This window comes from Janthinobacterium longum (assembly GCF_051380735.1).
Taxonomy (GTDB): domain Bacteria; phylum Pseudomonadota; class Gammaproteobacteria; order Burkholderiales; family Burkholderiaceae_D; genus Janthinobacterium.
In genome coordinates this window covers 900,370-926,228 of record NZ_JBNYXQ010000001.1, presented here as the reverse complement: position 1 = coordinate 926,228, position 25,859 = coordinate 900,370, and the positions used below count along the sequence as shown (strand labels likewise).

At 60.8% G+C, this 25,859-nt stretch carries 29 protein-coding genes; 21 read left to right on the top strand and 8 right to left on the bottom strand.

Translation table 11 applies throughout. From position 1 onward, the window contains the following. Nucleotide 1 precedes the first annotated feature (1 nt). On the top strand, nucleotides 2-403 hold the full coding sequence (locus tag ACQ4WM_RS04240) for a nuclear transport factor 2 family protein (protein ID WP_436545440.1): 402 nt from the start codon (nucleotides 2-4) through the stop codon (nucleotides 401-403). Nucleotides 404-413: 10 nt separating this feature from the next. Here ACQ4WM_RS04240 and ACQ4WM_RS04235 read toward each other — a convergent pair whose 3' ends face one another. Together ACQ4WM_RS04235 and ACQ4WM_RS04230 are read right to left on the bottom strand one after the other, a co-directional pair. After that, a complete protein-coding gene (locus ACQ4WM_RS04235; RefSeq protein WP_436546198.1) occupies nucleotides 414-1,010 on the bottom strand; it encodes a gamma-glutamylcyclotransferase in 597 nt (198 codons plus the stop codon). Nucleotides 1,011-1,077: 67 nt separating this feature from the next. Further along, on the bottom strand, nucleotides 1,078-2,010 hold the full coding sequence (locus ACQ4WM_RS04230) for a LysR family transcriptional regulator (RefSeq protein WP_436545439.1): 933 nt from the start codon (nucleotides 2,008-2,010) through the stop codon (nucleotides 1,078-1,080). A 92-nt stretch (nucleotides 2,011-2,102) separates the two neighbouring features. On the opposite strand from ACQ4WM_RS04230, the gene ACQ4WM_RS04225 reads away from it, so the two are divergent. From ACQ4WM_RS04225 to ACQ4WM_RS04170, 12 genes are all read left to right on the top strand, one after another. Next, nucleotides 2,103-3,125, top strand: coding sequence for a fumarylacetoacetate hydrolase family protein (locus tag ACQ4WM_RS04225; RefSeq protein ID WP_436545438.1), 1,023 nt, complete (start codon nucleotides 2,103-2,105; stop codon nucleotides 3,123-3,125). Next, nucleotides 3,125-3,772: a maleylacetoacetate isomerase gene (gene maiA / locus ACQ4WM_RS04220; RefSeq protein WP_436545437.1), complete on the top strand. Its 648-nt coding sequence runs from the start codon at nucleotides 3,125-3,127 to the stop codon at nucleotides 3,770-3,772. The genes ACQ4WM_RS04225 and maiA overlap by 1 nt, the downstream gene beginning before the upstream one ends. A 144-nt stretch (nucleotides 3,773-3,916) precedes the next feature. Continuing rightward, on the top strand, nucleotides 3,917-4,471 hold the full coding sequence (gene ybiA, locus ACQ4WM_RS04215) for a riboflavin biosynthesis intermediates N-glycosidase (RefSeq protein WP_436545436.1): 555 nt from the start codon (nucleotides 3,917-3,919) through the stop codon (nucleotides 4,469-4,471). A gap of 204 nt (nucleotides 4,472-4,675) precedes the next feature. Then, on the top strand, nucleotides 4,676-5,152 hold the full coding sequence (gene iscR, locus ACQ4WM_RS04210) for a Fe-S cluster assembly transcriptional regulator IscR (RefSeq protein ID WP_436545435.1): 477 nt from the start codon (nucleotides 4,676-4,678) through the stop codon (nucleotides 5,150-5,152). Between the two features lie 40 nt (nucleotides 5,153-5,192). Further along, the gene (locus ACQ4WM_RS04205; RefSeq protein WP_436545434.1) at nucleotides 5,193-6,449 is read left to right on the top strand and encodes an IscS subfamily cysteine desulfurase; all 1,257 of its coding nucleotides are present in this window, start codon (nucleotides 5,193-5,195) and stop codon (nucleotides 6,447-6,449) included. A 173-nt stretch (nucleotides 6,450-6,622) separates the two neighbouring features. Continuing rightward, nucleotides 6,623-7,012: a Fe-S cluster assembly scaffold IscU gene (iscU, locus tag ACQ4WM_RS04200; RefSeq protein ID WP_436545433.1), complete on the top strand. Its 390-nt coding sequence runs from the start codon at nucleotides 6,623-6,625 to the stop codon at nucleotides 7,010-7,012. Between the two features lie 54 nt (nucleotides 7,013-7,066). Then, nucleotides 7,067-7,387 carry an iron-sulfur cluster assembly protein IscA gene (gene iscA, locus ACQ4WM_RS04195; RefSeq protein WP_010399774.1) on the top strand — a complete coding sequence of 107 codons (321 nt, stop codon included), beginning with the start codon at nucleotides 7,067-7,069 and terminating at the stop codon, nucleotides 7,385-7,387. Nucleotides 7,388-7,453: 66 nt separating this feature from the next. Next, entirely contained in the window at nucleotides 7,454-7,969 is a 516-nt protein-coding gene (gene hscB, locus ACQ4WM_RS04190; protein ID WP_436545432.1) for a Fe-S protein assembly co-chaperone HscB, read from the top strand. A 96-nt stretch (nucleotides 7,970-8,065) separates the two neighbouring features. Continuing rightward, complete coding sequence (hscA, locus tag ACQ4WM_RS04185) at nucleotides 8,066-9,946, top strand: Fe-S protein assembly chaperone HscA (protein ID WP_436545431.1); 1,881 nt, start codon at nucleotides 8,066-8,068, stop codon at nucleotides 9,944-9,946. 56 nt (nucleotides 9,947-10,002) lie between these two features. Further along, nucleotides 10,003-10,344: an ISC system 2Fe-2S type ferredoxin gene (gene fdx, locus ACQ4WM_RS04180; protein ID WP_034750070.1), complete on the top strand. Its 342-nt coding sequence runs from the start codon at nucleotides 10,003-10,005 to the stop codon at nucleotides 10,342-10,344. Nucleotide 10,345: 1 nt separating this feature from the next. Next, on the top strand, nucleotides 10,346-11,266 hold the full coding sequence (locus tag ACQ4WM_RS04175; RefSeq protein WP_436545430.1) for a class I SAM-dependent methyltransferase: 921 nt from the start codon (nucleotides 10,346-10,348) through the stop codon (nucleotides 11,264-11,266). A gap of 105 nt (nucleotides 11,267-11,371) precedes the next feature. Beyond that, entirely contained in the window at nucleotides 11,372-12,130 is a 759-nt protein-coding gene (locus tag ACQ4WM_RS04170; protein ID WP_436545429.1) for an rRNA pseudouridine synthase, read from the top strand. Here ACQ4WM_RS04170 and ACQ4WM_RS04165 read toward each other — a convergent pair. From ACQ4WM_RS04165 to ACQ4WM_RS04145, 5 genes are all read right to left on the bottom strand, one after another. Continuing rightward, nucleotides 12,127-12,549, bottom strand: a complete 423-nt coding sequence (locus ACQ4WM_RS04165; protein ID WP_436545428.1) for a group III truncated hemoglobin — start codon at nucleotides 12,547-12,549, stop codon at nucleotides 12,127-12,129. The genes ACQ4WM_RS04170 and ACQ4WM_RS04165 overlap by 4 nt on opposite strands. 331 nt (nucleotides 12,550-12,880) lie before the next feature. Further along, nucleotides 12,881-13,411, bottom strand: a complete 531-nt coding sequence (locus ACQ4WM_RS04160; protein ID WP_436545427.1) for an RDD family protein — start codon at nucleotides 13,409-13,411, stop codon at nucleotides 12,881-12,883. Next, on the bottom strand, nucleotides 13,401-14,087 hold the full coding sequence (locus ACQ4WM_RS04155) for a DUF3106 domain-containing protein (RefSeq protein WP_436545426.1): 687 nt from the start codon (nucleotides 14,085-14,087) through the stop codon (nucleotides 13,401-13,403). Before ACQ4WM_RS04155 ends, ACQ4WM_RS04160 begins: the two co-directional genes overlap by 11 nt. After that, on the bottom strand, nucleotides 14,087-14,491 hold the full coding sequence (locus tag ACQ4WM_RS04150; protein WP_436545425.1) for a DUF3619 family protein: 405 nt from the start codon (nucleotides 14,489-14,491) through the stop codon (nucleotides 14,087-14,089). Before ACQ4WM_RS04150 ends, ACQ4WM_RS04155 begins: the two co-directional genes overlap by 1 nt. Further along, the gene (locus tag ACQ4WM_RS04145; protein WP_436546197.1) at nucleotides 14,488-15,057 is read right to left on the bottom strand and encodes an RNA polymerase sigma factor; all 570 of its coding nucleotides are present in this window, start codon (nucleotides 15,055-15,057) and stop codon (nucleotides 14,488-14,490) included. Before ACQ4WM_RS04145 ends, ACQ4WM_RS04150 begins: the two co-directional genes overlap by 4 nt. 491 nt (nucleotides 15,058-15,548) lie before the next feature. Here ACQ4WM_RS04145 and ACQ4WM_RS04140 point away from each other — a divergent pair, with 491 nt between their 5' ends. The 8 genes from ACQ4WM_RS04140 (at nucleotide 15,549) to pssA (ending at nucleotide 23,607) form a co-directional block, all read left to right on the top strand. Next, complete coding sequence (locus tag ACQ4WM_RS04140) at nucleotides 15,549-17,300, top strand: acetolactate synthase 3 catalytic subunit (RefSeq protein ID WP_436545424.1); 1,752 nt, start codon at nucleotides 15,549-15,551, stop codon at nucleotides 17,298-17,300. Between the two features lie 2 nt (nucleotides 17,301-17,302). Then, nucleotides 17,303-17,794, top strand: coding sequence for an acetolactate synthase small subunit (ilvN, locus tag ACQ4WM_RS04135; RefSeq protein ID WP_065310638.1), 492 nt, complete (start codon nucleotides 17,303-17,305; stop codon nucleotides 17,792-17,794). Between the two features lie 67 nt (nucleotides 17,795-17,861). Further along, the gene (ilvC, locus tag ACQ4WM_RS04130; protein ID WP_436545423.1) at nucleotides 17,862-18,878 is read left to right on the top strand and encodes a ketol-acid reductoisomerase; all 1,017 of its coding nucleotides are present in this window, start codon (nucleotides 17,862-17,864) and stop codon (nucleotides 18,876-18,878) included. 190 nt (nucleotides 18,879-19,068) lie between these two features. Beyond that, nucleotides 19,069-19,419, top strand: coding sequence for a hypothetical protein (locus ACQ4WM_RS04125; protein WP_436545422.1), 351 nt, complete (start codon nucleotides 19,069-19,071; stop codon nucleotides 19,417-19,419). A gap of 194 nt (nucleotides 19,420-19,613) precedes the next feature. Then, nucleotides 19,614-20,849 carry an MFS transporter gene (locus ACQ4WM_RS04120; RefSeq protein WP_436545421.1) on the top strand — a complete coding sequence of 412 codons (1,236 nt, stop codon included), beginning with the start codon at nucleotides 19,614-19,616 and terminating at the stop codon, nucleotides 20,847-20,849. Between the two features lie 159 nt (nucleotides 20,850-21,008). Further along, entirely contained in the window at nucleotides 21,009-21,758 is a 750-nt protein-coding gene (locus ACQ4WM_RS04115; protein WP_436545420.1) for an SIMPL domain-containing protein, read from the top strand. Nucleotides 21,759-21,879: 121 nt separating this feature from the next. Further along, nucleotides 21,880-22,632 (top strand): SIMPL domain-containing protein, encoded by a 753-nt coding sequence (locus ACQ4WM_RS04110; RefSeq protein ID WP_436545419.1) that lies wholly within the window; start codon nucleotides 21,880-21,882, stop codon nucleotides 22,630-22,632. A gap of 123 nt (nucleotides 22,633-22,755) precedes the next feature. Next, nucleotides 22,756-23,607: a CDP-diacylglycerol--serine O-phosphatidyltransferase gene (gene pssA, locus ACQ4WM_RS04105; RefSeq protein ID WP_436545418.1), complete on the top strand. Its 852-nt coding sequence runs from the start codon at nucleotides 22,756-22,758 to the stop codon at nucleotides 23,605-23,607. Between the two features lie 83 nt (nucleotides 23,608-23,690). On the opposite strand, the gene ACQ4WM_RS04100 is transcribed toward pssA, so the two are convergent. Next, the gene (locus ACQ4WM_RS04100; protein WP_436545417.1) at nucleotides 23,691-25,748 is read right to left on the bottom strand and encodes an Ig-like domain-containing domain; all 2,058 of its coding nucleotides are present in this window, start codon (nucleotides 25,746-25,748) and stop codon (nucleotides 23,691-23,693) included. Nucleotides 25,749-25,859 lie beyond the last annotated feature (111 nt).

Here is a 25,859-nt window from a genome sequence, read left to right as displayed (position 1 = left end):
GATGAGCACCAATCTTGACACATTGCGCTCGACCTATGAGGGCGCTTCCAGCGAAAACGTCACCCGGCTGCTGGCCGTACTGGCGCCCGATGCGCGCTGGACTGAAGCGCAAGGTTTTCCCTACGCCGGCACCTATGTGGGCGCCGAAGCGATCATCGCGCATGTGTTCCAGCGCCTGGCGACTGAATGGATCGACTACCGCGCACAGGCGCATCACTACCTGGAGCAGGGTGAGCAGATTGCGGTCTTCGGCGTGTATTCTGGCGTCTACAAAGCCACCGGGCGCGCCATGACAGCCTCGTTCTCCCACCTGTACACCTTCAGGAACGGCAAGATCGTCACCATGACGCAATATGTCGACAGCCATCTGGTGCAGCAGGCCATGCTACCCTTGGTCGCATGACGCCGGAGCGTCAGCTCTGGCGCGTCTTTTGCAGCGCGCTTGCCTGCGCAAGTTGCGCCAGATGCTGTTCGATGGCAAACACATGCGCATCAACCTTGCCCAGCTCGCGCAGCGCGCTGGCCAGGTGCAGCAGGTAGTCGCTGTTCGGGCCGCTCGGGCCATGTGCGCTGGCGATCTGGCGCGCGATGTCCAGTTCGGGAGCCACGCCCAGGAAGGCCGCGTTTTCCTCGTTGGCAATGTAGACCAGGCCTTCTGTTGCGCCGCCGTCGTCAAAGGTGATGGTGGTGGCCAGGCGCAGGTAGCCGTTCTTTTCGCGGTGGTCGAGGTGGGCGAACACTTCGGGCGTGATCAGGTAGGCCATGCCGTCGCAGACGGCGCCGGCCTGCGGCACGATGGTGGCCACGCGGCCTGGCGCCAGCGGCGTGCCGCGGTGGTCGTGCGAACCTTGCCAGAAGCGCCGGGTCCAGCCGGCGATGCTGGCCGGGCGGCGTTCGATAAACGGAAAGTCGGCCTTGTAGATCAGCGAACCATAGCCGAACAGCCATACCTGGCTGTGGCCGTCGAAGTGCTGCATGCGCTGGTTGATGGCGATGGTGGCGGCGTCGATCTCGGACAGGTCTTGCAAGGCATGCGATGGCTGGTTCATGTCGGCTGCGGCTATCAATGAACGGCGATTATACTGGCGCCGCCGGCGCGCCGCTGCCGAGATTCCATTTGTGCGTCTCGACGAACTTGAACAAAAAGGCCATAAAGCTTTCGGCAGCCGGCGACAGCGAACGGCCGGTTTTGGTGTACACGAAAAAGCGCCGCGTCAGTTCCGGTTCGTGCAGGGTGCGCATCTGCAACTGGTAGAGCTTCACCATCGGTTCGGCATACGGCAAACAGGCTGTCACGCCCAGGTTGGCGCTGACCATGGCCAGCGCGGTGGTCATGAAGGTCACTTCGTTATACGGGTTCAGCGACAGCTCGCGAAACGCGCCGTGCATGTCGCGCAGCAGCCGTTCGGTAAACTGGCCCTGCAGCGCAATGAATGGGTAGTCGCCGACGTCGGCCCAGGTGATTTTTTCCTTGTGCCGCAGCGGATGCTGTTCGGGAAACACCAGCACGAACGGCATTTCAAACAGCACTTGCGCAGCGATTTCCGCCGTCGGGTCGCGTTCGGGGCCGATGCCGAAATCAACTTCGCCGCTGAACACGCGGCCCGATACATGCTCCACCGGGCAGTCGACCAGGCGCAGTTGCACGTCCGGATGCGCCTGGCGGTAGGCCGCGATTACTTCGGGCAGCAGGGTGCACGACATCATCTGCGGCGCGGCGATGCGCACCATGCCGGTTTTCAAGGCCTTGCGCTGGGCGATGCCGGCCATGGCGCCGTCGAGGTCCTCGATCATCTTTTCAAACAGCGGATACAGTTCGCGGCCGATCTCGGACAATTGCGCCTTGCGCGTGCTGCGCTCGACCACGCGCACGCCCAATATGCTTTCCAGCTCCTTGATCAAGCCGCTCAGGGCCGACTGGGTGACGTGCAGGTAGGCGGCGGCGAGGGTAAAACTGCCGGTCTTGGCAAGGGCGACAAGGGCGCGCATCTGGCGCAGGCTGGGACTCATGAGGTAATCCGATAAATCGAGAGATAAATATTGTTTGCATGATAGACCCAGGAAGATTCTAATGGTGAAAAACCTCGTACAAGGACACCACCATGAAACTCGCCACCCTCAAGAACGCCAGCCGCGACGGCGCGCTGGTCCTCGTCAGCCGCGACCTTAGCCAGTACCTGCCGGTACCGGCCATCGCCGCCACCTTGCAAGCCGCGCTCGACGACTGGGATGCCATCGCACCGCAACTGGAGCTGGCCTACGCAAGCCTGAATGCCGGCCAGGCGCAGGGTGCACGGCCGTTCGATGCCGCGCTGTGCCATTCGCCGCTGCCGCGCGCCTTCCAGTGGGCCGACGGCTCGGCCTATATCAATCACGTCGAGCTGGTGCGCAAGGCGCGCAACGCCGAGGTTCCCGCGTCGTTCTATACCGATCCGCTGATGTACCAGGGCGGCTCGGACAGTTTTATCGGTCCGCGCGACCCCATCTTTGCGCTGTCGGAAGAATGGGGCATCGACCTGGAAGCGGAAGTGGCGGTGGTGACTGGCGACGTGGCGATGGGCGCCAGCGTGGCCGATGCTGCCGCGTCGATACGCCTGGTGATGCTGGTCAACGACGTCTCGCTGCGCAACCTGATTCCGGGCGAACTGGCGAAAGGCTTCGGTTTCTTCCAGTCGAAAGCGGCCAGTGCATTTTCTCCGGTCGCCGTTACGCCCGACGAACTGGGTGTCTCCTGGCGTGACAGCAAGCTGCACCTGCCGCTGCTGGTGGAACTGAACGGCCAGCCGTTCGGCAAGCCCAATGCGGGCGAGGACATGACCTTCAATTTCGCCCAGCTGGTGGCGCATGCGGCCAGGACGCGCGAGCTGGCGGCCGGCACCATTATCGGCTCGGGCACGGTGTCGAACAAGCAGGGTAACCTGTTCGGTTCCAGCATCGACAACGGCGGCGTGGGCTATTGCTGCCTGGCCGAAGTGCGCATGTATGAAACCATCGAACACGGCGCGCCGAAAACGGGCTTTTTGAAGTTTGGCGACACCGTCAGGATCGAGATGCGCGACGCCACCGGTGCCAGCATCTTCGGCAGCATAGAACAGGACGTGCTCCACTACCGCGAAAAAGCCTGATGAAACTCTATACCTATTTCCGCAGCTCGGCCGCCTACCGCGTGCGCATTGCCCTGAACCTCAAGGCAGTGGAGTACCAGGCGGTGCCCGTGCATTTGCTGCGCAGCGGGGGCGAGCAATTGGCTGAGGCCTATCGCCAGGTCAATCCGTCGGCGCTGGTGCCCACGCTGGAAGACGATAACGGCGTGCTGATCGGCCAGTCGCTGGCGATCCTCGAATACCTGGAAGAGACGCGTCCCAACCCGCCGCTGCTGCCAGCCGATGCGGCCGGCCGCGCCCACGTACGCGCGCTGGCCTTGACCCTGGTGGCCGATACCCACCCACTGGGCAACTTGCGGGTGCTCAAATATATCAAGGGGGAACTGGGCCAGAGCGAAGAAGCCAAGCTGGCCTGGCAGCAGCACTGGCTGCGCCAGGGACTGGTCACGTTCGACGCGATGCTGGCGCGCGCCGGCCACATGGGCACATACTGCCATGGCGCTACGCCGACCCTGGCCGACTGCTGCCTGGTGCCGCACCTGTTCAGCGCGCGGCGCTTTGAGGTCGACCTGGCGCCGTTTCCGGCGCTGGTGCGCATCGATGCGGCGTGCGCGCAGCTGCCCGCGTTCCAGCTGGCGCATCCAGCGTGTCAGCCGGACGCCGAGTAAGGCCAGGTTCTGCCGCATGGCTCCAGGGCGTAGCGTAGCTGCCGACGCGAGGCTACGCTGAAGCCACTTCTGAAAGGGCGATGCAGCCTTCAGTTACAATTTCGCTTTTGTCATGCACGGCCACAAGCGAGAAGTACGAGGAATATGCATATCAATAACGTTGAAGAATTGAAGGCCTGGATCGCTGCCGGCGGCGTGCCCGATTACCTGCATTTCTGGGGCCATACGCCGGCCCAGGCGCAACTGGCTGACAAGAGTTGCCTTAGCCAGTGGTTTCCCTCGCCATTCAGCCTGGCCGGCGTGCGCTATGCCACGGCCGAGCATTACATGATGGCGCAAAAAGCCGCCCTGTTTGGCGATACCAAGGTACAGGCGCGCATCGTGGCCGCCGAGCGGCCGTCGGAAGTGAAAAAGCTGGGCCGCGAAGTGGCCAATTTCGACGCCAAAGTGTGGGAGGCGGCGCGCGCCGGCATCGTCTTCGACGGCAACTACGCCAAGTTCTCGCAAAAGCCCGCGCTGCGCAAATTTTTGCTGGCCACCGGCGAGCGCATCATCGTCGAAGCCAGCCCGGTCGACCGCATCTGGGGCGTGGGCCTGGCCTCGGACAACGCGCGCATCCTCGACCCGGCAAGCTGGGACGGCTTGAATCTGCTGGGGTTCGAGTTGATGAAGGTACGGGCCGCACTGCGCGGCAACTGAAGCCCCCTGAATGTTTGTTTTCCTGCCGCCGCAACGGCTGTTGCGGCCGGCACGGCCCTGCCCATCCTGCGGAATTGAGGCCTCTCTGACAAACCGCTGCGGATTTGTTATACTTGACTAATTCATTCAACTACTCAGGGCTTCAGAAGCTGAGCCGAGGAGTTGAAAAGCCGCAATATTTTAACCCAGCTGAACCGAGGATGTATGCGTCTGACCACAAAAGGCCGTTTTGCCGTGACCGCGATGATCGATCTTGCCCTGCGCCAGGGCAAGGGTCCGGTCACGCTGTCGGGCATCAGCCAGCGCCAGTCGATTTCCCTGTCCTACCTGGAACAGCTGTTCGGCAAGCTGCGCCGCCATGAGATCGTCGAATCGATCCGAGGTCCCGGCGGCGGCTACAGCCTGGCGCGCCGTGCCGACAAGGTGACGGTGGCCGACATCATTATCGCTGTCGACGAGCCGCTGGACGCCACCCAGTGCGGTGGCAAGGAGCATTGCCACGGCGCCGACGCGGCCACCGGCGCGCGCTGCATGACGCACGAGCTGTGGTCCACGCTGAATGAAAAAATGGTTGATTATCTGGATTCTGTGTCGCTGCAGGACCTGGTCGACCAGCAGAGACAAAAGAACGCCGAGCAAAACGTGATGGTGATGCACCGTAACCATGCCACGCTCGGATAAGAAGACCAAAATACTAGTTGCTGATCGCATGGAGTTATTGATGAACGCCCCAGAAAAAAACGCAGGCCAGGTGCACTTTGAAACGGCACCGCATTTCCCGATCTATATGGACTACTCGGCCACCACGCCGATCGATCCACGCGTCGCCGACAAAATGATTCCCTACCTGCGCGAGCAGTTCGGCAATCCTGCCTCGCGCAGCCACATGTATGGCTGGACTGCGGAAAAAGCCGTGGAAGAAGCGCGTGGCCACGTTGCTGCGCTGGTCAATGCCGATCCGCGCGAAATCATATGGACCTCGGGCGCCACGGAAAGCAACAACCTGGCGATCAAGGGTGCGGCGCAGTTCTACAAGACCAAAGGCAAGCACATCATCACGGTCAAGACCGAGCACAAGGCCGTGCTTGACACCGTGCGCGAACTGGAACGCCAGGGTTTCGAAGCGACCTACCTGGAGCCGCAAGATAACGGCCTGATCACCATCGAGCAACTGAGCGCCGCCATCCGCCCGGACACCATCCTGATTTCGGTCATGCTTGTGAATAACGAAATCGGCGTGATCCAGCCGATCGACGAAATCGGTGCCCTGTGCCGCTCGAAAGGCATCATCTTCCACTGCGACGCCGCGCAAGCGACCGGCAAGGTGGTGATCGACCTGCAGAAGACCAAGGTCGACCTGATGACCTTCACCGCCCATAAAACCTATGGCCCGAAAGGCGTGGGCGCGCTGTACGTCTGCCGCAAGCCGCGCGTGCGCCTCGAAGCGCAAATGCACGGTGGCGGCCATGAGCGCGGCCTGCGTTCGGGCACCTTGCCGACCCACCAGATCGTCGGCATGGGCGAAGCGTTCCGCATCGCCAAGGAAGAAATGGATGTCGAGATTGGTCGCATCAAGGCGCTGCGCGACCGCCTGGCCAAGGGCCTGCAGGAAATCGAGGAAGTCTATATCAACGGCGACATGGATCACCGCGTGCCGCACAACCTGAACGTCAGCTTCAACTACGTCGAAGGCGAGTCGCTGATCATGGCGATCAAGGATATCGCCGTGTCGTCCGGTTCGGCCTGCACCTCGGCCAGCCTGGAGCCATCGTACGTGCTGCGCGCCCTGGGCCGCAGCGACGAACTGGCGCACAGCTCGATCCGTTTCACCATCGGCCGTTTCTCGACCGAGGCCGACATCGACTTTGCCGTCGACCTGCTGAAATCGAAAGTGCACAAGCTGCGCGAACTGTCGCCGCTGTGGGATATGTTCAAAGATGGCATTGATATTAATTCCATTCAATGGGCAGCCCACTAAAAGTACCTGTCAAACCTACTGCGCGTCGCGATTTGCGGCCTGCGATGCTCACTGTGCTCAAGCACAGTTGCGCTTCTCGGCCACAACTCACTTCCGCTCGCTACGGTTTTCCAGGCACTTTGTAACAATTTGACCCCAATCGGGGCTGGCAAGCATATTTAAGGAGCATCAACATGGCTTACTCGGACAAAGTACTCGATCATTACGAAAATCCACGCAACGTGGGCGCCTTTGACAAGGGCGATGACACCATCGGCACCGGCATGGTGGGCGCGCCTGCTTGCGGCGACGTAATGAAGCTGCAGATCAAGGTCGGCGCCGATGGCCTGATCGAAGATGCAAAATTCAAGACCTACGGCTGCGGTTCGGCCATCGCCTCGAGCTCGCTGGTGACCGAATGGGTCAAGGGCAAGACGCTGGACCAGGCACTGTCGATCAAGAACACCCAGATCGCCGAAGAACTGGCGTTGCCACCGGTGAAAATCCACTGCTCGATCCTGGCAGAAGACGCCATCAAGGCAGCGGTCCTGGATTACAAGACCCGTCACCCAGCGGCAGCTTAAATTCGTTGGCATTGCGTCCCTTGCCGCAAGGCAGGGACGGTTGTGGAGAGATACATGATTACACTGACCGAAAAAGCGGCAAAGCACATAAACCGTTATATCGAACGCCGCGGCAAGGGCATGGGGCTGCGCTTCGGCGTGCGCACCACCGGCTGCTCGGGCCTGGCCTACAAGCTTGAATATGTCGATGAAGTGGCGGCCGAAGACAGCGTGTTCGAATCGCATGGCGTAAAAGTGTTCGTCGATCCGAAAAGCCTGCCATATATCGACGGCACGGAACTCGATTTCGCCCGCGAAGGCCTGAACGAAGGCTTCAAGTTCCACAATCCGAACGAAAAAGACGCCTGCGGCTGCGGCGAAAGCTTCAGAATCTAACAAGCTGGCAAGTCCCTGGTCGGTGCGCTGTACTCATCGATTGAGGCACGGCGATCACCGACATCTATGCAAAACCACTTCGAATTATTCCAGTTGCCGCCGCAGTTTGCGCTCGACCAGGCAGCGCTCGACAGCGCATACCGCGACGTGCAGGGCAAGGTCCACCCGGACCGTTTCATCAACGCCAGCAGCGCCGAAAAGCGCGTGGCGATGCAATGGGCCACGCGCGCCAACGAAGCCTACCAGACCCTGAAAAGCCCGCAAAAGCGCGCTCAGTACCTGTGCGAACTCAATGGCGTTGACCTGCAGACGGAGTCGAACACGGCCATGCCTGTCAGCTTTTTGATGCAGCAGATGGAGTGGCGCGAAGAACTGGGCGATGCGCGTGCCGCCAGGGATGCCGATGCGCTCGAGCTGCTGGACCGCCAGCTGCGCGGCGAACGCAAGACCTTGCTGGCCCAGGTGGGCGCCCAGCTCGACGCAAAGGACTACGTGAACGCCGCGCAAAGCGTGCGCTCGCTGATGTTCCTCGACAAATTCGGCGAAGAAGTACGTTTTGCGTTCGAGGCCATAGAGGCCTGAGCAGCGTGAGTCTTCAGCGTGAGTCCTGCTCGCGCCTTATAATGCGCGCTACAGTTTCTGCGGCACCACGCAATCCATCATCGAGGCACGAATATCATGGCACTTCTGCAAATTTCCGAACCAGGCATGTCGACCGCGCCGCACCAGCACCGGCTGGCCGTTGGCATCGACCTGGGCACCACCAATTCCCTGGTCGCCACCGTGCGCAACAGCATCCCTGAAGTGCTGAATGACGAAGACGGCCACGCCTTGCTGCCGTCTGTCGTGCGCTACCTGCCGAACGGTCACGCCAATATCGGCTACAAGGCGCTGGACGCGCAGACTACCGATCCGAAGAATACCATCGTCTCCGTCAAGCGCTTCATGGGGCGCGGCCTGGCAGACATCGCCTATGCTGAAAACCTGCCCTACGACTTTCAGGATACGCCTGGCATGGTGCAGCTGAAAACGGTGGCCGGCGTGAAAAGCCCGGTCGAGATTTCGGCGCAGATCCTGGCCACCTTGCGCCAGCGCGCGGAAGACTCGCTCGGCGACGACCTGGTCGGCGCCGTGATCACCGTGCCCGCCTACTTCGACGACGCCCAGCGCCAGGCCACCAAGGATGCGGCCCAGCTGGCCGGCATCAACGTGCTGCGCCTGTTGAGCGAGCCGACCGCCGCCGCGATTGCATATGGCCTCGACAGCGCCTCCGAAGGCGTGTACGCCGTGTATGACCTGGGCGGCGGCACCTTCGACATCTCGATTCTGAAACTCTCCAAGGGCGTATTCGAAGTGCTGTCTACCGGCGGCGATTCGGCTCTCGGCGGCGACGATTTCGACCGCCGCCTGTTCTGCTGGATCAGCGAGCAGGCAAAATTGGCACCGCTGTCGGACGAAGACACGGCGATCCTGATGGTCAAGGCGCGCGAGGTCAAGGAACTGCTGTCGAGCAAGCCGGAAACCAGCATCGACGCCGTGCTGAACTCGGGCGAGGAAGTTCATTTGCGCATCAAGGCGTCGGACTTTGCGGCCATGACCCAGCATCTGGTGGCCAAGACCATGAACGCCATCAAGAAGGCCTTGCGCGATGCCAGCGTGGATGCCGACGACGTCGACGGCGTGGTGATGGTGGGCGGCGCCACGCGCATGCCGCACGTGCAGCGCGTTGTCAGCGAGTTCTTCCACACCATCCCGCACGCCAATATCGACCCGGACAAAGTGGTGGCGCTGGGCGCGGCGATCCAGGCCAATCTGCTGGCCGGCAATCGCGCCGCCGGCGATGACTGGCTGTTGCTGGACGTGATCCCGCTGTCGCTGGGCATCGAGACGATGGGCGGCCTGGTGGAAAAAATCATTCCGCGCAATTCGACCATACCGTGCGCGCGGGCCCAGGAATTTACCACCTTCAAGGACGGACAGACGGCACTGGCGGTGCATGTGCTGCAAGGCGAGCGCGAACTGGTCACCGATTGCCGTTCGCTGGCGCGTTTTGAACTGCGCGGCATTCCGCCGATGGTGGCGGGCGCCGCGCGCATTCGCATCACCTACCAGGTGGACGCGGACGGCCTGTTGTCGGTGTCGGCGCGCGAATTGCGCTCCGGCGTGGAAGCGTCGATCAGCGTCAAGCCGGCCTACGGCCTGGCCGACGACGAGATCGCGCGCATGCTGCAGGATTCCTACACCTCGGCCGATGTCGACATGGTGGCGCGCGCGCTGCGCGAAGAGCAGGTCGAAGCCGAGCGCATCGTGCTGGCCACCCAATCGGCGCTCGATGAAGATGGCGCGCTGCTCGACGCGCTTGAACGCGCAACCGTCGACGGCCTGATGGACCAGGTGCGCAGCGCCATCGCGCAATCGCAAACCGGCGCCGTCGATCACCAGGGCCTGAAGCGCGTGATCGAGGCCCTGGCCGACGGCACCGAAGAATTTGCCGCGCGCCGCATGGACCGCAGCGTGCGCACCGCGCTGACCGGCAAGTCGCTGGACCAGGTCGCGTAACAGTCAGCCTGGCGCTGCCTTGCTCGGCGCCGGTAATCATTGAAATCAGAGGAAATATGCCACAAATCGTTATTCTGCCGCACGCCAAGCTTTGCCCGGACGGCGCCGTCATCGAAGCTCCTGCCGGCAAGTCCATCTGCGACATCCTGCTGGAAAACGATATCGATATCGAGCACGCCTGCGAAAAATCGTGCGCTTGCACCACCTGCCACGTGCTGGTGCGCGAAGGAATCGAATCGCTGAACGAAGCAACCGAACTGGAAGAAGACATGCTCGACAAAGCCTGGGGCCTGGAAGCCGTGTCGCGCCTGTCGTGCCAGTCCATCGTGGCCGAGGCTGATCTCGTCGTCGAGATCCCGAAATACACCATCAACCAGGTCAGCGAAGGCAGTCACTAAGATGGCCAGTTCGACCAAGCACGCCAGGGCCGCGGCACCAGCGGCAGCTGCGACTAAAGACGTGATCACGGCCGCCAGCAATATGCCCGAGATCAAGGACGGCCAGTCGATTGCCTTGCTGCAGGAGCTGCATATCCTGACGCGCGACGGCAAGATGAACCAGGACAGCCGCCGCAAGTTGAAACAGGTGTATCACCTGACGCAGTTCATCGAGCCGCTGCTGCGCGAAGTGCAGCTCGACCATCCCGGCGTATCATTGGTCGACCATGGCGCCGGCAAGTCCTACCTGGGCTTTATCCTGTACGACCTGTTCTTCAAGAACGGCAACGATGGCTCGCATATCTACGGCATCGAAACACGTGAGGAACTGGTGCAGCGCTCGCAAGAGCTGGCCGCGAAATTCAAGTTCCCCGGCATGTCGTTTTTGCCGCTGTCGGTGGCCGAGTCGACCGAGTCGACGCTTCTGCCGGAGCAGATCGATATTGTCACCGCCCTGCATGCCTGCAATACGGCCACCGATGATGCGATTCATTTCGCCTTGAAAAAGAAGGCGAAATTCATGGTGCTGGTGCCGTGCTGCCAGGCGGAAGTGGCGTCCGTGCTGAAAAAGAACAAGGGCAAGACGCTGGGCAAGAACGTGCTGACGGAACTGTGGCGCCACCCGCTGCATACGCGCGAGTTCGGCAGCCAGATCACCAACGTGCTGCGCTGCCTGCAGCTCGAAGCCCATGGCTACCAGGTCAGCGTGACCGAACTGGTTGGTTGGGAGCATTCGATGAAGAACGAGCTGATTATCGCCAGCTACAAGAATCTGCCGCGCCAGCGCCCGACGGAGCGGCTGCAGGAAGTGCTGCAGACGCTGGGCCTGGAAGAGATGGGCCACCGTTTCTTTGCCGAGCAACTGGCCAGGGCCGCAGCGTAACAGCCGGGGTCGGACCCGTCGGGTCTGACCCCAGCCTTCCGTTGCCCAGCCACTGCATTGAGCGCGTCGATTACAATACCTGCTTTTCCTCCTTCCGCACTTTACATGACCACACCAATCGATATGCCCACCGTCCGCCTTGCCAAGCGCCTGGCCGAAGATTTGCCTTGTTCGCGCCGCGAGGCCGAACTGTATATCGAGGGCGGCTGGGTCACGGTCGATGGCGAGCTGGTCGAAGAGGCCGGCGCACGCGTATCGGACAAGCAGGAGGTGGTGCTGTTGCCAAACGCAACGCTCGATGAAATGCCGCCCGTTACCATCCTGCTGCACAAGCCGGCCGGCATCAATGGTGGCGCTGGCAGCGATGGCAAGCCCGCATTGAGCTGCTTGCTTCCCGAACAGATTTTTACGCCCGAGAACGTGGCGCCAAGCTCGATCACGCGTTTTTTGAAACGCCATCTGATCGGCCTGACGGTCACCAATCCGCTGGAAACCATGGCCTCGGGCCTGCTGGTATTTACCCAGGATTTCCGCGTCGCGCGCAAACTGGTCGATGAAGCAAAAACCGTGGAGCAGGAATTCATCGTCGAAGTGACGGGCAGTATCGCAGAAGGTGGCCTGGCGCTGCTCAATCACGGCCTGCCGTTCAACGGCAAGCCTTTGCCGCCGATGAAAGTAAGCTGGCAGAACGAAACGCGGCTGCGCTTTGCGCTGAAAAACGTGCAACCGGGCCAGTTGGCCCATATGTGCCGCATGGTGGGCCTGGAGGCGGTGGGCATCAAGCGCCTGCGCATAGGCCGTATTTCGATGGGCGCCATGCCTGCGGGACAATGGCGCTATCTGCAAGGTTACGAAAGGTTCTAAGCAGGGTGCTGCTGCAGATGGCTTTCGGCAAAGCTCTTCCATAGCCGCTCGGCGATGCGCAGGGCGATGGCGTCGGCTTTTTCCTGCAGTGCCGGGTTGCCCAGGCTTTCGGTGGTGGCAAAGAACAAGGTCAGCCAGCGGCGGAACATGCATGGCGTCAGGTTTTCCATCTGTGCGTGCTGCGCCAGCGGCTTGCCGTGGTAGCGCATGGTGCCGCGCAGCAGGCCTGACCAGAAGTCGACCAGAGTGGCCAGATGTTCGTCCCAATTCTTGACTTCACGGCCGAACACGGGCCCGAGCATGGCGTCATCGCGGGCCGCCGCATAGAACGTGTGGACGAGCCGCGTGACTTCTTCTTCGGTACAGATTTCCGTGCGCGACTTGAGGATATGGACGTGGGGTGGAGGAGCGGTTTTCATGGCGTGCCATGATGGCAGAGCCGCCCAGCTTTCTTCAATGATCCAGGTCAAGTGCCTGGAAAAAGTGTGTCAAGCGCTCATCGTGTACGACGCATTGAAAGTCGCAAAGCTTAAAAACGTAAAAATGGCGGGCCGGAGTCGCGAGCCCGAGAAAATGCCGATGGCTGCGTTGCAGCTTCTAGCCGTACTAGCGTACTGTCGTCGTCGCTGCGCCTTGCCCTCGACATTTTTCGGACCCGCTTGGCCCGGTGCGCCTGTGCCGGCGACTGGGGTCTTAATCCGCTTTGCAGGTTTACCGGTGGCGTAGGTGTGCTAACTGAACGGCATTACCTCAGGCGGCGACCTTCCTGGCCTTTTTGGCCGGTGCTGGCAATTGCACAATCTGCGTACCCAGCAGCCTGTCGTGCAGGAACTGGCCATTGCCGGTGAAAAGGGCAGTGCTTGCCCAAGCCAGCATGCCGATGCCGATCGCCGACAGGGCCTGCCAGTGCTGCAAGTCCAGCAGGTACGATACCAGGATGCCGGGCAGCAGCCACATCCACGCCAGCACGTAGCGGAATGCGGCCACGCGCAGTGGCAGGTGGGAGTGGCCCGGCAGCACCACTTTCAGGCGCCATGTTTTCATGGCCAGGGTTTGGCCCTCGCGGCTCCATTGATGAATGAAATAGGCGCCCATCACCAGGAAGGCCAAGCATTGGCGCATATGTTCGGTCAATGGCGTATGGGCGCCCTGTGCCGCCAGTTCAAACACCAGGAAGGGCAGGAACAACACCGCCAGTGCCAGCAGGGACTCATACACGATGGAGATCAAGCGCCGCCCGATGCTGGGGGTGGTGCTGAGAAGCACGGTGTTATCGGGCATAGTCGGGTGCGGGGCTGGTATTGGCAGGCGGCGCCACCGGGGTTGCCGGAGCGACCGGGGGAACGGCTGGCACGGTTGCAGGCGCAGCTGGTAGCGCAGGCACCGCAGGCACCGCGTTGACGGCCGGCGGGCGGATGTCGGGTTTGACGACAGGGACTTTTTTCGGCACGGCTTCGGCCGCCAGTTTTTTCTTTTGTTCTTCCGGCAACTGCTGGTATTGCTCCCACTGAGCCGATTTTTGACCCGGATCGATCTTCTTGGAGCGCGCGTAGTTTTCGCGTACCGTGCGCCGTTGTTCGGGCGTCAGCTTGATCCAGTCGCGCATGCGTTCGTGCACGCGCGCTTGCTCGTCCGGTTTCATCGAGGCAAAGCGATTCGCGATATCGAGCCACTTCTGCTTGCGCGGCGCTTCGAGCTTGTTCCACTCGCCGGCCAGCGGCTGCAAGGCCGCTTGCTGCGCCGGCGACAGGTTAGCCCACTGCAACTTGCCGGCATTTTTCACCGGCGCGGCTGGCGCGGCAGCTTTCGCCACTGGCGCCGGCGCGACGGCGGGAGCAGGCGGTGCTGCGTCCTGGTTGGCGTATACCCAGGACGCGCCCGCCAGAGCGCAGGCGCCCAGGGCCGCGCCGCCGATGATCCAGCCGTTGCGGGCCTTGCTTGCGGTGGCGTCGGCCATTATTGCGCGCTTTTCGTCAGGTAGGCGTTGAAGCCATGGTCCATATAGGCCGACAGCGGCAGTTCGTCCGACAGCACGGCGGCGTCGAGTTCGGCCAGTTCGGCAATCTGCTGCTCCTGCTCGAACTGGTAGATGCCGACGCCGCCAAGCACCAACACCAGCAGCGGAATCACCACGCTCATGCGGCCCAGCCATGACAGCGGTTCGGCCAGCAGGTTGGTGGCGATGCCGGCCAATACCGTCTTCCTTGCCGCTACGCGCGCGGGGACGTCGGCCTTCTTGCGCGCCATCGCCGCCTTGCGCGCGGCCGCCAGGCGGTCGGTGGTCGAGGCCGGCAGGTCGTCGAGCTTTTCGTTGAGCGCGTGGCGCACTTTGTAGGCGAAGTTGATGTCGTCGGTATTCATAGTTGTATTCCCTTGGCTTTCAGCGATTCGGCGAGCGCGTGGGTAGCTCTTGAACAATGTGTTTTCACGCTGCCTTCCGAGCAGCCCATTGCCAGCGCCGTTTCAGCCACGTCCATATCCTGCCAGTAACGCATGAGGAAGGCTTCGCGTTGACGCGCGGGCAGCTTTTGTACCTCTTCATCAATCAAATCAAGCATTTGTGCGCGTTCGACCTGATCTGCCGAAGATTCTGCGGCGCTCGACCCCTGTTCTGACGAATACGTCTCCAGTATATCAAAGTCCTCATGCTCGTCGCCCGATGGTTTCATGCCTGAAAACAGGCTGACCCAGGTGTTGCGCACCTTTTCGCGGCGGAAGTAATCGAGGATGGTCGTCTGCAGGATGCGCTGGAACAACCCCGGCAGTTCGGCCGCCGGTTTGTCGCCGTATTTTTCGGCCAGCTTGATCATCGCGTCCTGCACGATGTCGAGCGCAGATTCGTCCTTGCGTACGGCGTAGGCGGCCTGCTTGAAGGCGCGCCGCTCCACATGTTCGAGAAAATCGGATAGTTCTTTGTCTGTTGCCATGCGGTAAGGAGCGAGCCGGCGGCTGCGTGGGCTGTGGGGGGAGGTGGCCTGCATTATGCAAACTGAGCGCATGCTAGCAAAAAATGTGCATTTCCGCATGATTTTTGCACCGCAGGCGCGCAAAAAGCCGGTTTGGGATACATTTTCCTTGACCATCATGGTGCGACGCGATAACGTATGGGACGCTTTGAACACCCCAAAGCTCTATGGTCAAGTTGCAACTGGCACACAACGCCACCAGCGACAAGACGCGCTTTCATTTGTAGGCAGTTTGTTCTAACCCGCGCCACAAGCGCGAGCGGTTCGTACAGTCGCCACAGAAACTCCGGCCAAACGAGTTGCGTTAAGCGTTGTTTTGTAAGGTATCTATGGGTGCCCAAAGAAATGTCGTGACCGCATGAAAAGGGAAGCAGGAAGACTGTAGCGTCAGGCGTACCTCGTCAGGAAAGAACATCCGATCAATCTCCAATGGACCTTGAAAGGAATGTTTCATGAATACCGAAGCAAGAGGATCTGCCTCGGGACCGGCCATCGGTCCCATTACCGGCGCGGAAATCGTCGTGCGCTGTCTGGCTGAAGAAGGCGTCGAGCACGTCTTTGGTTACCCGGGCGGAGCCGTACTGTATATCTACGACGCCATCTTCCAGCAAAACAAATTCCAGCATATCCTGGTACGCCATGAGCAGGCCGCCGTGCACGCAGCCGACGCCTATTCGCGCAGCTCCAACAAAGTCGGTGTGGCCATTGTCACGTCCGGCCCCGGAGTCACCAATGCCGTAACCGGTCTGTCGACCGCTTACATGGACTCCATCCCGATGGTAGTCATTTCCGGCCAGGTGCCGAGCCATGCGATCGGCCAGGATGCGTTCCAGGAATGCGACACCGTGGGCATCACCCGCCCCGTCGTCAAGCACAACTTCCTCGTCAAGGACGTGAAAGACCTGGCTGCGACAATCAAGAAAGCCTTCTTTATTGCCCGCACCGGCCGTCCCGGTCCCGTGCTGGTCGATATCCCCAAGGATATCAGCATGCACAAGTGCCATTTCGACTATCCGAAGGAAGTCGAGATGCGCTCCTACCGTCCGGTCGACAAGGGCCATGCGGGCCAGATCCGCAAAGCCGTGCAACTGCTGCTGCAAGCCGAACGTCCGATGATCTACACCGGCGGCGGCGTGATCCTGGCGCATGCGGCACCCGAGCTGAACAAGCTGGTCGACCGCCTCGGTTTTCCTTGCACCAACACCTTGATGGGCCTGGGCGGCTACCGCGCCTCGAGCGAGCAGTTTGTCGGCATGCCCGGCATGCACGGCACCTACGAAGCGAACATGGCGATGCAGAACTGCGACGTGCTGATCGCCATCGGCGCCCGTTTCGATGACCGCGTGATCGGCAACCCGAAACACTTCGCCTCGCATCCGCGCAAGATCATTCACATCGACATCGATCCATCGTCGATCTCGAAGCGCGTGAAAGTCGATATTCCCATCGTCGGCAACGTCAAGGACGTGCTGATCGAGTTCCTGGCGCAACTGGATGCGGCCGAAGCCAAGCCGAACGTCAATGCCTTGAGCAACTGGTGGAAGCAGATCGCCGAATGGCGTGGCCGCGACTGCCTGAAATACCCGACTTCCGACCTGGTGATCAAGCCGCAATCGGTGGTGGAAAAAGTATTCCAGATCACCAAGGGCGACGCTTTCATCACGTCCGACGTGGGGCAGCACCAGATGTGGGCCGCGCAATACTACCGCTTCGACAAGCCGCGCCGCTGGATCAATTCCGGTGGCCTGGGCACCATGGGGGTCGGCTTGCCGTACGCCATGGGCGTGCAGATGGCCAATCCGGACGCCACCGTTGCCTGCATTACCGGCGAAGGCTCGATCCAGATGTGCATCCAGGAGCTCGCCACGTGCAAGCAGTATCACCTGACGCCGAAGATCATCATGCTCAACAACCGTTTCCTCGGCATGGTGCGCCAGTGGCAGGAAATCGATTACGGCTCGCGCTATTCCGAGTCCTACATGGATTCGCTGCCGGACTTTGAAAAGCTGGCCGAGGCCTATGGCCACGTCGGCATGAAAATTGAAAAACCGGGCGACGTCGACGGCGCCCTGAAAGAGGCGTTTGGCATGAAAGACAGGCTGGTATTCATGAACTTCATTACCGACCAGTCCGAAAACGTGTGGCCGATGGTGAAAGCCGGCAAAGGCTTGTCCGAAATGATGCTCGGCTCGGAGGACCTGTAACCATGCGCCATATTATTTCTGTCTTGCTGGAAAACGAAGCCGGTGCGCTGTCGCGCGTGGTGGGCCTGTTCTCGGCCCGTGGCTATAACATCGAAACCCTGACCGTAGCGCCGACTGAAGACGCGACGCTGTCGCGCATGACCATCGTCACCAGCGGCTCGGACGACATCATCGAGCAGATCACCAAGCACCTGAACCGCCTGATCGAGGTAGTCAAGGTGGTGGACCTGACCGAAGGCCAGCATATCGAACGCGAACTGATGCTGATCAAGGTAAGAGCAGTGGGCAAGGAGCGCGAGGAAATGAAGCGCACCGCCGACATCTTCCGGGGCCGCATTATCGACGTGACCGAAAAGACCTACACGATCGAGCTGACGGGCAACAAGGTCAAGCTCGACGCGTTCATCGATTCGATCGACCGCGCCTCTATCCTGGAAACCGTCCGCACGGGCGGCTCGGGCATCGGCCGCGGCGAACGCATCCTCAAAGTATAAAAAATGCAGCACGCGGCCCCGGCCGCACTCCCATACAACGCAGTTCATCAAATACATAGGAAATACCATGAAAGTTTTTTACGACAAAGACGCCGACCTCTCCTTGATCAAAGGTAAAAACGTTGCCATCATCGGCTACGGTTCGCAAGGCCATGCCCATGCACAAAACCTCAACGATTCGGGCGTTAACGTCACCGTCGGCCTGCGCAAGGGCGGCGCTTCGTGGAACAAGGTCGAACAAGCCGGCCTGAAAGTGGCGGAAGTCAATGACGCCGTGAAAGCGGCCGACATCATCATGATTTTGCTGCCGGATGAAAACATCGCCCAGGTCTACAGCGAAAACATTGCGCCACACGCCAAGGAAGGCGCCGTGCTGGCCTTTGCCCACGGCTTCAACGTGCATTACGGCCAGGTCGTGCCACGCGCCGACCTCGACGTGATCATGGTCGCACCGAAAGCGCCAGGCCACACCGTGCGCGCCACCTACACCCAGGGTGGCGGCGTGCCGCACCTGATCGCCGTGTACCAGGACAAATCGGGCATGGCCCGCGATATCGCCCTGTCGTACGCCTCGGCCAACGGCGGCGGCCGTGCCGGCATTATCGAAACGAACTTCCGCGAAGAAACCGAAACCGATTTGTTCGGTGAGCAGGCAGTGCTGTGCGGCGGCGCCGTTGAACTGATCAAGGCCGGTTTCGAAACCCTGACCGAAGCTGGCTACGCGCCGGAAATGGCTTACTTCGAGTGCCTGCACGAACTGAAACTGATCGTCGACCTGATCTATGAAGGCGGCATCGCCAACATGAACTACTCGATCTCTAACAACGCCGAATACGGCGAATACGTGACCGGCCCGAAAGTGGTCACCTCGGCCACCAAGGATGCCATGCGCCAGTGCCTGAAGGACATCCAGACCGGCGAGTACGCGAAGAGCTTCATCCTGGAAAACAAGGCCGGCGCACCGACCCTGATTTCGCGCCGCCGTCTGACGTCCGAGCACCAGATCGAAGAAGTCGGCGCCAAGCTGCGCGCCATGATGCCCTGGATCGCCAAGAACAAGATGGTCGACCAGTCGAAGAACTAAGCTTTTTTATTGCATACGAAGCCGGCGCAAGCCGGCTTTTTTTTAGTGCGACCGGCATGGCAGCGATCAGCTAAAATCAGTGCCGTTAAAAAATAACTGTCAATCCATGCTGGTTCATTCAAAAGTTATCGTCGGAAATTTGAACTCGCTCAAGCGCCCGGTTTCGGTTGCCATCAGCTGCTGGTTCCTGATGCTGGGCTCGTTGTTGTCGCTGGCCTCGGCTTACCTCGGCCGCAACGATCCCGTGATGCTGGCGTGGATGGCGCGCGGCCCGATTTCAGCCGAGGCACAATACGCCATCCTGCTCGGTGGCCTGGCAATCACGCTGGCAAGCGCAGCGGCCATGCTGCAAGGGTATCGCGGCGCACGTACCGTGTATGTCGTGTGGAGCGTGATCGACATCGCCGTCAGCCTGGCAACCGTGCCTGTCAAGACCGGCGTGCTGCCTGGTGCTCTCACGTTTGTCGTCATCTGCGCCTTCCTGTTCAGTCCAGCATCGAACGCCTGGTTTTCGCCGCGCAAGGCGGCCAACGATGCCTGAATGACGGCTGGCCAGGAGACTGGCGTTCCCGTGCGCACGCTTTTGGTGCGTTTCCTATACAATTACGCCCTTCCTTTGCCGTTGCGCTCGCTACGGCATCTGTTTCGGTTTCTGCCGACCGCAACGCGCATTACCGCCAGTTAGCTGGCACGCCAGGCTTTTGCAGCATCGCCTGCGCAACCCGAGGTACCCACATGACTGACCGTTTGACCGCCACAGTGCCTGTCCCAGGCGCTGCTGCCACTGCCATTTCCCAACGCTTTCCGCTGGCTGCCTTGCTGGCGCTGGCGATGACCAGCTTTATCGCCATCCTGGCAGAAACCTTGCCCGCCGGCTTGTTGCCGCAGATTTCACACGGTCTGGGCATTTCCGAAGTGATGACTGGCCAATTGGTGACCGTGTTTGCGATCGGCTCGATCCTGACCGCAATCCCTTTGACCGCCATGACCAGCGGCTGGCGCCGCCGCAAGGTGCTGCTGCTGGCCGTCGGTGGCTTTCTGGTGTTCAATACCATCACCGCGCTGGCGCCCAATTACATGGTAGCGCTGGCTTCGCGCTTCTTGGCAGGCATGGCCGCCGGGCTGGCCTGGGGCCTGATGGCCGGCTATGCGCGGCGCATGGTCAGCATGGCGCAGCAGGGCAGGGCGATGGCGGTCGCCATGATCGGTACGCCGCTGGCCTTGTCGCTGGGCGTGCCGCTCGGTACCCTGATGGGCGGCGTGCTGGGCTGGCGCAGTATCTTCGGCGTGATGTCCGGCCTGGCCATTATCCTGGTGGCGTGGATACTGGTGGCCGTGCCTGATTATCCTGGGAAAAAGCAGGGCGAGCGCCAGAGTATAGCCGAGGTCTTCATGACACCAGGCGTGCGGCCCATCCTGACGGTGATCGTCGCCTGGATGCTGGCGCATAACATCCTGTACACCTACATCGCGCCGTTCCTGGCGCCGTCTGGCTTGCGCGCGCGGATAGACCTGGTGCTGCTGGTGTATGGCGTGGGTTCCATGGCCGGCATCTGGCTGGTCAGCCGGCTGATCGACCGCTGGCTGCGCAAGCTGGTGCTGGGCTGTATTGCCGCGTTTGCCCTGATTGCCATCGCGCTGGGCCTGGGCATGGACAACCCGTTTGTGATTTATGTCAGCATGGCAGTGTGGGGCGTGACCTTTGGCGGTGCCGGTACCTTGTTGCAAACGGCATCGGCCGACGCGGCCGGCGACGGCATGGACGTGGCGCAATCGATGGTGGCCACCATCTGGAACGTGGCGATTGCCGGTGGCGGCGTGGTGGGTGGCGTGCTGCTCGACGGCTACGGCGTGGTGGTCTTTCCGTGGACTGTGCTGGCCTTGCTGCTCGCTGCCCTTGCTGTCGCCTGGTCGGCACGCAGCAGCTTCAAGCCGGGCCGGCGCACTGGCGGGGTTGTTTCAGGGCACTAAAGTGTGTCCGGATGTGAGCGGGGGGCGGAAAGTGTGACGATTTGTTAATTTGCACCACGGCAAATTTTTGGCCGTTAGAATCAGGCCAGTCTCACCATATCCATAAGCAGCAGGGCGCACATCGACCCTGTCTGCATCCACCACCGAGGAGTCGTATCCATGATCAAATCCGTACTGGTTGCCGCCGCAGCCACCGTTGCCCTTTCCGCGCAAGCGCAAACCTTGCCGACCACCGGCACCCTGGTAGTCGTGCCCGCCTTTGGCGAAGTCAAGCATGCCAATGACCAAGTGGTCGCCACCCTGGCCATCGAAGAGCAGGACAAGGACAAGGCCGCTGCCGCTTCGCGCGTCAACCAGAAAATGAACAAGGGCGTCGCCATCGTCAAGCAGGCTGATCCGTCGGCCGTGCTGAAATCCTATGGCTATTACACCTACCCGGTGTATCCGGAAGACCGCCCGCTGCCGGCCGGTGCCGTCGCCAAGCCGCGCGTGCCGACCGCCTGGCGCGTGGGCCAGTACCTGGAAGTGACCACTGCCAACCTGGCCGGCCTGCCGAAAACCGTCTCTGCCGCTCAGGGCGTGCTGACACTGAACGGCCTCAATTTTGGCCTGAAGCCGGAAACCATCCGCCTGCTCGACGACCAGCGTATCGCCGCCACCTATAAAAACCTGAACGAGCGCATCGCTTCGATCGCGCGCGCGATGGGCCGCAATGTGTCCGACGCTGTGCTCGATACGGTGGACTTCGAAGGCTCCGGTAATTACGCTGGCGAAAGCCCTGCGGCGCCCGCGCCGATGATGATGCGCAGCGCCAAGATGGCCGAGGATGGCCAGGTTGCCGAGCCAAGCTTCGAACCCGGCGAGACCACCCTGAATATGCGCCTGGTGGGCAAAGTCAAGTTCAAATAAACCGCGACGCGGTGATGGTGCGACAAAGTAAATATTTTCGCGCTAGAATGACTTGGTAAAAAATCATGGGGCTATCTGGCCCCATGATTGTTTTTGCCGCCACCATTTTGAAAGGGTTTTCATGACTGTCCTGAAATCGATGCTGTTTGCTGCCACTGTCACTGCCGCCGCTACCGTCCATGCGCAAGGCCTGCCCACCGCCGGCACTCTGGTGGTGGTACCTGCCAGCGGCGAAGTGGTGCATGCGAACGACCAAGTCATTATTACCCTGGCGATTGAGGAGCAGGACAAGGACAAGGCCGCCGCCGCCTCGCGCGTGAATCAGAAGATGAACCAGGGCGTGGCCATCGTCAAGCAGGCCGATCCGCAAGCCGTGCTGAAAACCCAGGGTTACTATACTTACGCGGTGTATCCGGAAGTGGCGCCGTTGCCAGCTGGCAGCGTGGCCAAGCCGCGTGTGCCTACCGGCTGGCGCGTGGGGCAGACCCTGCAGGTAAAGACAACGAATCTGGCCGCCTTGCCGAAGACCGTGTCGGCGGCGCAAGCCATCCTGACCCTGAATCGCCTGAACTTCGGCCTGGCGCCCGAGACCATCCGCAAGCTTGACGATGAGCGCATCGTGGCTGCTTATAAAAACCTGAACCAGCGCGTGGCGTCAATCGCCGGCGCCATGGGCCGCAATCCCAATGACGCGGTGGTCGAGAGCATCGATTTCGAAGGTTCGGGCAATTATGCGCAGCGGGTCAATGTCATGGGTGCTGCCAATCTGCGCGCCGCGCCGAAAAGCGAGGGCGTGCAGGTGGAAGAGCCGAACTTCGAGCCGGGCGAAACCAGTTTGACGCTGGGCCTGGTGGCCAAGGTAAAGTTCAAGTAATGCATGGCGGAGCGGGGTGCGCTGGGCCTTGTCTCCTCTATAATGTAATACCGGCGCAGCCACGCAGCAAGGTGCGCGCCTTTCAGTTCCGATTACCCTGCAGCACACAAGAAATGGATCAACATGGCAAACTTTCCCCGTCGTCGAGGCAAGAACGGCAACCCGGCAACGTCCAAGGCATCGCGCTTCAGTAAATTCGCGCGGGTGCCGCCGGCCGAGGCCGCAGGCAAGAAAACCTTGCGCCGCCGCGGCATTTACCTGTTGCCCAATGCCTTCACGACGGCGGCCCTGTTCTGTGGTTTCTACGCCATCGTGATGGCCATGAACCAGAAATTCGAACACGCGGCCTGGGCCATCTTTATCGCCATGATCCTGGACGGGCTCGACGGACGCATCGCGCGCCTGACCAATACCCAGAGCGAGTTTGGCGCCCAGTACGACAGCCTGTCCGACATGGTGTCTTTTGGCGCCGCGCCGGCGCTGGTGATCTATGAATGGTCGCTGCGCGGCATGGGCAAGTTGGGCTGGCTGGCCGCCTTCGTCTACTGTGCCGGCGCCGCGCTGCGCCTGGCGCGCTTCAATACGAATATCGCGGTGGTCGACAAGCGCTTCTTCCAGGGCTTGCCCAGCCCGGCGGCGGCGGCCATGGTGGCCGGCTTTATCCTGATGATGAACGACCTGCAGTTTGCCGGCAATCAATTGGCCTGGGTCTCGTGGGCGATCGCCCTGTTCGCCGGCCTGACCATGGTCACCAATGTGCCGTTTTACAGTTTCAAGGACGTGAACTTCCGCAAGTCTGTGCCGTTCATCGTGGTGTTCCTGCTGGCGCTGTTCTTCGCACTGATCTCGATCGACCCGCCTAAAGTGCTGTTCCCGATCTTTGTCGCATACGGCCTGTCTGGCTACGCCGTGTTTTTCTGGCGCATGGCCAAAGGCAAGCCGGTCAGCATTGTGCAGGTTGATCACGAGCATTGATGCGGACGGTGGGCGCTGGCTCACCGTCCGATTCATCGCTAGATGCAGGCGCCCCATGCTTTTTTCATCGCGGCGCCTGTTTCTTATTTGCGCAAAGGCATATCGCTGCCGTAGCGTATGGATACTTTATTGACTATGCCGCCTGCACAATTTTCATCAAGGTCAATGGCGACCCTCGAGGGATTGCCGGCCGCATCCAGGGCGAAATCAATGACCCGGAAGTTGCCGTTGGAAGACGAGCAGCTGTACTCGCCGAGATAGCGGCCGTTGACGCCATCGCTGTTGCCGGTGCCAAAAGAGGCGGACAGGCCCGCCTGCCAGCGTAGCGTGCCAGGCAATCCCAGCAAGAGTCGCTGCATGGTTTTGGTCGACCCAATATCGATGGCATTGATGTCGGCGACATATCGCACATAGGCAGGCGCGGTGGTGGCGGCATTGCTGTCAATTGTCACCTTGCCATTGCCACTGCTGTAGCTGAAGACCAGTGCTGCTGACAGGTCTGTCAGGACATCGATAATGAATTGCTGTTTGTCTGTCTCATTGGCTGCATTGCTTACCGTCAATTCGATGATCGCCACACCTTTAGCCGGGGCCGCGGTCGACAAGGTCAGGCGCGCGGCGGAGGGATTGGCGATGGTCAGCGCTGGCCCGGATAGTTGTCGCCATTGCAAGCTGCTGACGGGGCTGCCATTGGCCGATGATTTGCTTGCGTCAACCGTCAGTGTCGCGGCAGGGCCGAGCAACAAAGCGGGGCTACCCAGCAGGTCAATATTGGCGCTGATGGTGCGCTTCACCTTGACTTCGACCGTACCGAACGGGGTAGACAGCCCATTGCCTGCGTTGTCGCGTACCGAGTCCGGCGCCATGCGATCGAACACCAGGTTATAGGTGGCACCCGCCTTCAACTGGCTGGTCGGCTTGACTGTCAGCATTGCGCCATTCTGGCTGATAATGCCTGGAATGCTGACAAAACCGCTGCCGACCTCGCGGAACTGTGCGTCACGCAGCAGCGGCGTTCCCAGAGTGCGGGTATAGGTCCAGGTCAGGGCGCCGTTGGGCGCCATATTGGCCGTATCCGGCTCAATCAAGACCTTGAAGCTGGCGGGCAGATCGGGCTTGGTGGTGTAGGAGGCGAGACTGGCGTTTTGCGCCAGCCAGGCGCCACTGCTCCACAAATAGTCCGTGCCCGACGAGGGTAGGGAGGTGATGACCGTGTCGCCGAACAGCACATTGAAGTTGGCCATAGCTGGATTGGGATTGACACGCAAGCTTGCCTTGCTGTTGCCGGCTCCTGTCAGCGTCAGCTCCCCTGCATCGGGCAGCGTTTCAAACCAGGAGCGCAATGGCGTCGTCGTGCTGACATCGATGCTGCCGCCCAGAAGATTACTGGCCAGCCGGTAGCGCATGCCGGTGGTGGCGCGCGCCGTATCGATGCGTAGCTCATGTTGGGCGTCGAGCGCAGTGATAGTGTCGGTTTTGGTGACGGCGCCATCGGTATACACCATCTTGAATGCCTGCACGTCGGAAGAGACGCGCAGCAGCTTCGACACTTCACCGCTGGCATAGTCAAAGCGCAGGCTGCCGCCAAGTTCTTCACGAGGTATCGACGTATGATCGCCAAAGCCGGGCGAGAAGCTCAGGGTGCCGCTCAGTTGCTGGCCATTGGCTGGCGCGGCAAAAGTCGCACTCATGGTGCCGTCGACAATCCCGTCAAGTTCTTTTGAGTAGCAATAAGAATAGGCAACAACGAGCTTGTCGCCCGCGCTGACGCGGGCGTTGCCATCGTTGTCGCTGAAAGTGATGGTTTGGGAACCGTTGCTGCCGCAGGGCTTTGACAGGGTGCTGCTGGAAGTGGCCGTAGCCGCCAGGTCGATGGTCATCTGCACCGCGGCCAGCGCGATCGCACCGTTGCTGAATGCCAGCACGCTTGCCGCCTCGGCATTATTTGCCGTTATCGACAGCGCGGTCTCGGCACTGCTGGCCGGCGGCGTCACGACCACCGGTGGCGTGGCGGGAGATTGTGCTTCACCCCCGCCACCGCCGCCACAGGCGCTCAACAGGGAGGCCAACAGGATGGTGAGGGAAAGGCTGAGGTGGGCAGGGCCATGCGAGCGGCGCTGCATGTGCGGGTGATGCGGCATATGCTTCCTTGTATGCAATGTAAATGGCGGCCTGTCATGTCAAACCGGCGCAAGTTCCTAGTCCGACGAATAATTGTCGATTAGAAACTTACATTTTGTCACATATGCAAA

Coding starts and splice junctions, on each gene's coding strand:
- ACQ4WM_RS04240 (WP_436545440.1), top strand. CDS start 2: ATGAGCACCAATCTTGACACATTGCGCTCGACCTATGAGGGCGCTTCC.
- ACQ4WM_RS04230 (WP_436545439.1), bottom strand. CDS start 2,010: ATGAGTCCCAGCCTGCGCCAGATGCGCGCCCTTGTCGCCCTTGCCAAG.
- ACQ4WM_RS04225 (WP_436545438.1), top strand. CDS start 2,103: ATGAAACTCGCCACCCTCAAGAACGCCAGCCGCGACGGCGCGCTGGTC.
- maiA (WP_436545437.1), top strand. CDS start 3,125: ATGAAACTCTATACCTATTTCCGCAGCTCGGCCGCCTACCGCGTGCGC.
- ybiA (WP_436545436.1), top strand. CDS start 3,917: ATGCATATCAATAACGTTGAAGAATTGAAGGCCTGGATCGCTGCCGGC.
- iscR (WP_436545435.1), top strand. CDS start 4,676: ATGCGTCTGACCACAAAAGGCCGTTTTGCCGTGACCGCGATGATCGAT.
- ACQ4WM_RS04205 (WP_436545434.1), top strand. CDS start 5,193: ATGAACGCCCCAGAAAAAAACGCAGGCCAGGTGCACTTTGAAACGGCA.
- iscU (WP_436545433.1), top strand. CDS start 6,623: ATGGCTTACTCGGACAAAGTACTCGATCATTACGAAAATCCACGCAAC.
- iscA (WP_010399774.1), top strand. CDS start 7,067: ATGATTACACTGACCGAAAAAGCGGCAAAGCACATAAACCGTTATATC.
- hscB (WP_436545432.1), top strand. CDS start 7,454: ATGCAAAACCACTTCGAATTATTCCAGTTGCCGCCGCAGTTTGCGCTC.
- hscA (WP_436545431.1), top strand. CDS start 8,066: ATGGCACTTCTGCAAATTTCCGAACCAGGCATGTCGACCGCGCCGCAC.
- fdx (WP_034750070.1), top strand. CDS start 10,003: ATGCCACAAATCGTTATTCTGCCGCACGCCAAGCTTTGCCCGGACGGC.
- ACQ4WM_RS04175 (WP_436545430.1), top strand. CDS start 10,346: ATGGCCAGTTCGACCAAGCACGCCAGGGCCGCGGCACCAGCGGCAGCT.
- ACQ4WM_RS04170 (WP_436545429.1), top strand. CDS start 11,372: ATGACCACACCAATCGATATGCCCACCGTCCGCCTTGCCAAGCGCCTG.
- ACQ4WM_RS04165 (WP_436545428.1), bottom strand. CDS start 12,549: ATGAAAACCGCTCCTCCACCCCACGTCCATATCCTCAAGTCGCGCACG.
- ACQ4WM_RS04160 (WP_436545427.1), bottom strand. CDS start 13,411: ATGCCCGATAACACCGTGCTTCTCAGCACCACCCCCAGCATCGGGCGG.
- ACQ4WM_RS04155 (WP_436545426.1), bottom strand. CDS start 14,087: ATGGCCGACGCCACCGCAAGCAAGGCCCGCAACGGCTGGATCATCGGC.
- ACQ4WM_RS04150 (WP_436545425.1), bottom strand. CDS start 14,491: ATGAATACCGACGACATCAACTTCGCCTACAAAGTGCGCCACGCGCTC.
- ACQ4WM_RS04145 (WP_436546197.1), bottom strand. CDS start 15,057: ATGGCAACAGACAAAGAACTATCCGATTTTCTCGAACATGTGGAGCGG.
- ACQ4WM_RS04140 (WP_436545424.1), top strand. CDS start 15,549: ATGAATACCGAAGCAAGAGGATCTGCCTCGGGACCGGCCATCGGTCCC.
- ilvN (WP_065310638.1), top strand. CDS start 17,303: ATGCGCCATATTATTTCTGTCTTGCTGGAAAACGAAGCCGGTGCGCTG.
- ilvC (WP_436545423.1), top strand. CDS start 17,862: ATGAAAGTTTTTTACGACAAAGACGCCGACCTCTCCTTGATCAAAGGT.
- ACQ4WM_RS04125 (WP_436545422.1), top strand. CDS start 19,069: ATGCTGGGCTCGTTGTTGTCGCTGGCCTCGGCTTACCTCGGCCGCAAC.
- ACQ4WM_RS04120 (WP_436545421.1), top strand. CDS start 19,614: ATGACTGACCGTTTGACCGCCACAGTGCCTGTCCCAGGCGCTGCTGCC.
- ACQ4WM_RS04115 (WP_436545420.1), top strand. CDS start 21,009: ATGATCAAATCCGTACTGGTTGCCGCCGCAGCCACCGTTGCCCTTTCC.
- ACQ4WM_RS04110 (WP_436545419.1), top strand. CDS start 21,880: ATGACTGTCCTGAAATCGATGCTGTTTGCTGCCACTGTCACTGCCGCC.
- pssA (WP_436545418.1), top strand. CDS start 22,756: ATGGCAAACTTTCCCCGTCGTCGAGGCAAGAACGGCAACCCGGCAACG.
- ACQ4WM_RS04100 (WP_436545417.1), bottom strand. CDS start 25,748: ATGCCGCATCACCCGCACATGCAGCGCCGCTCGCATGGCCCTGCCCAC.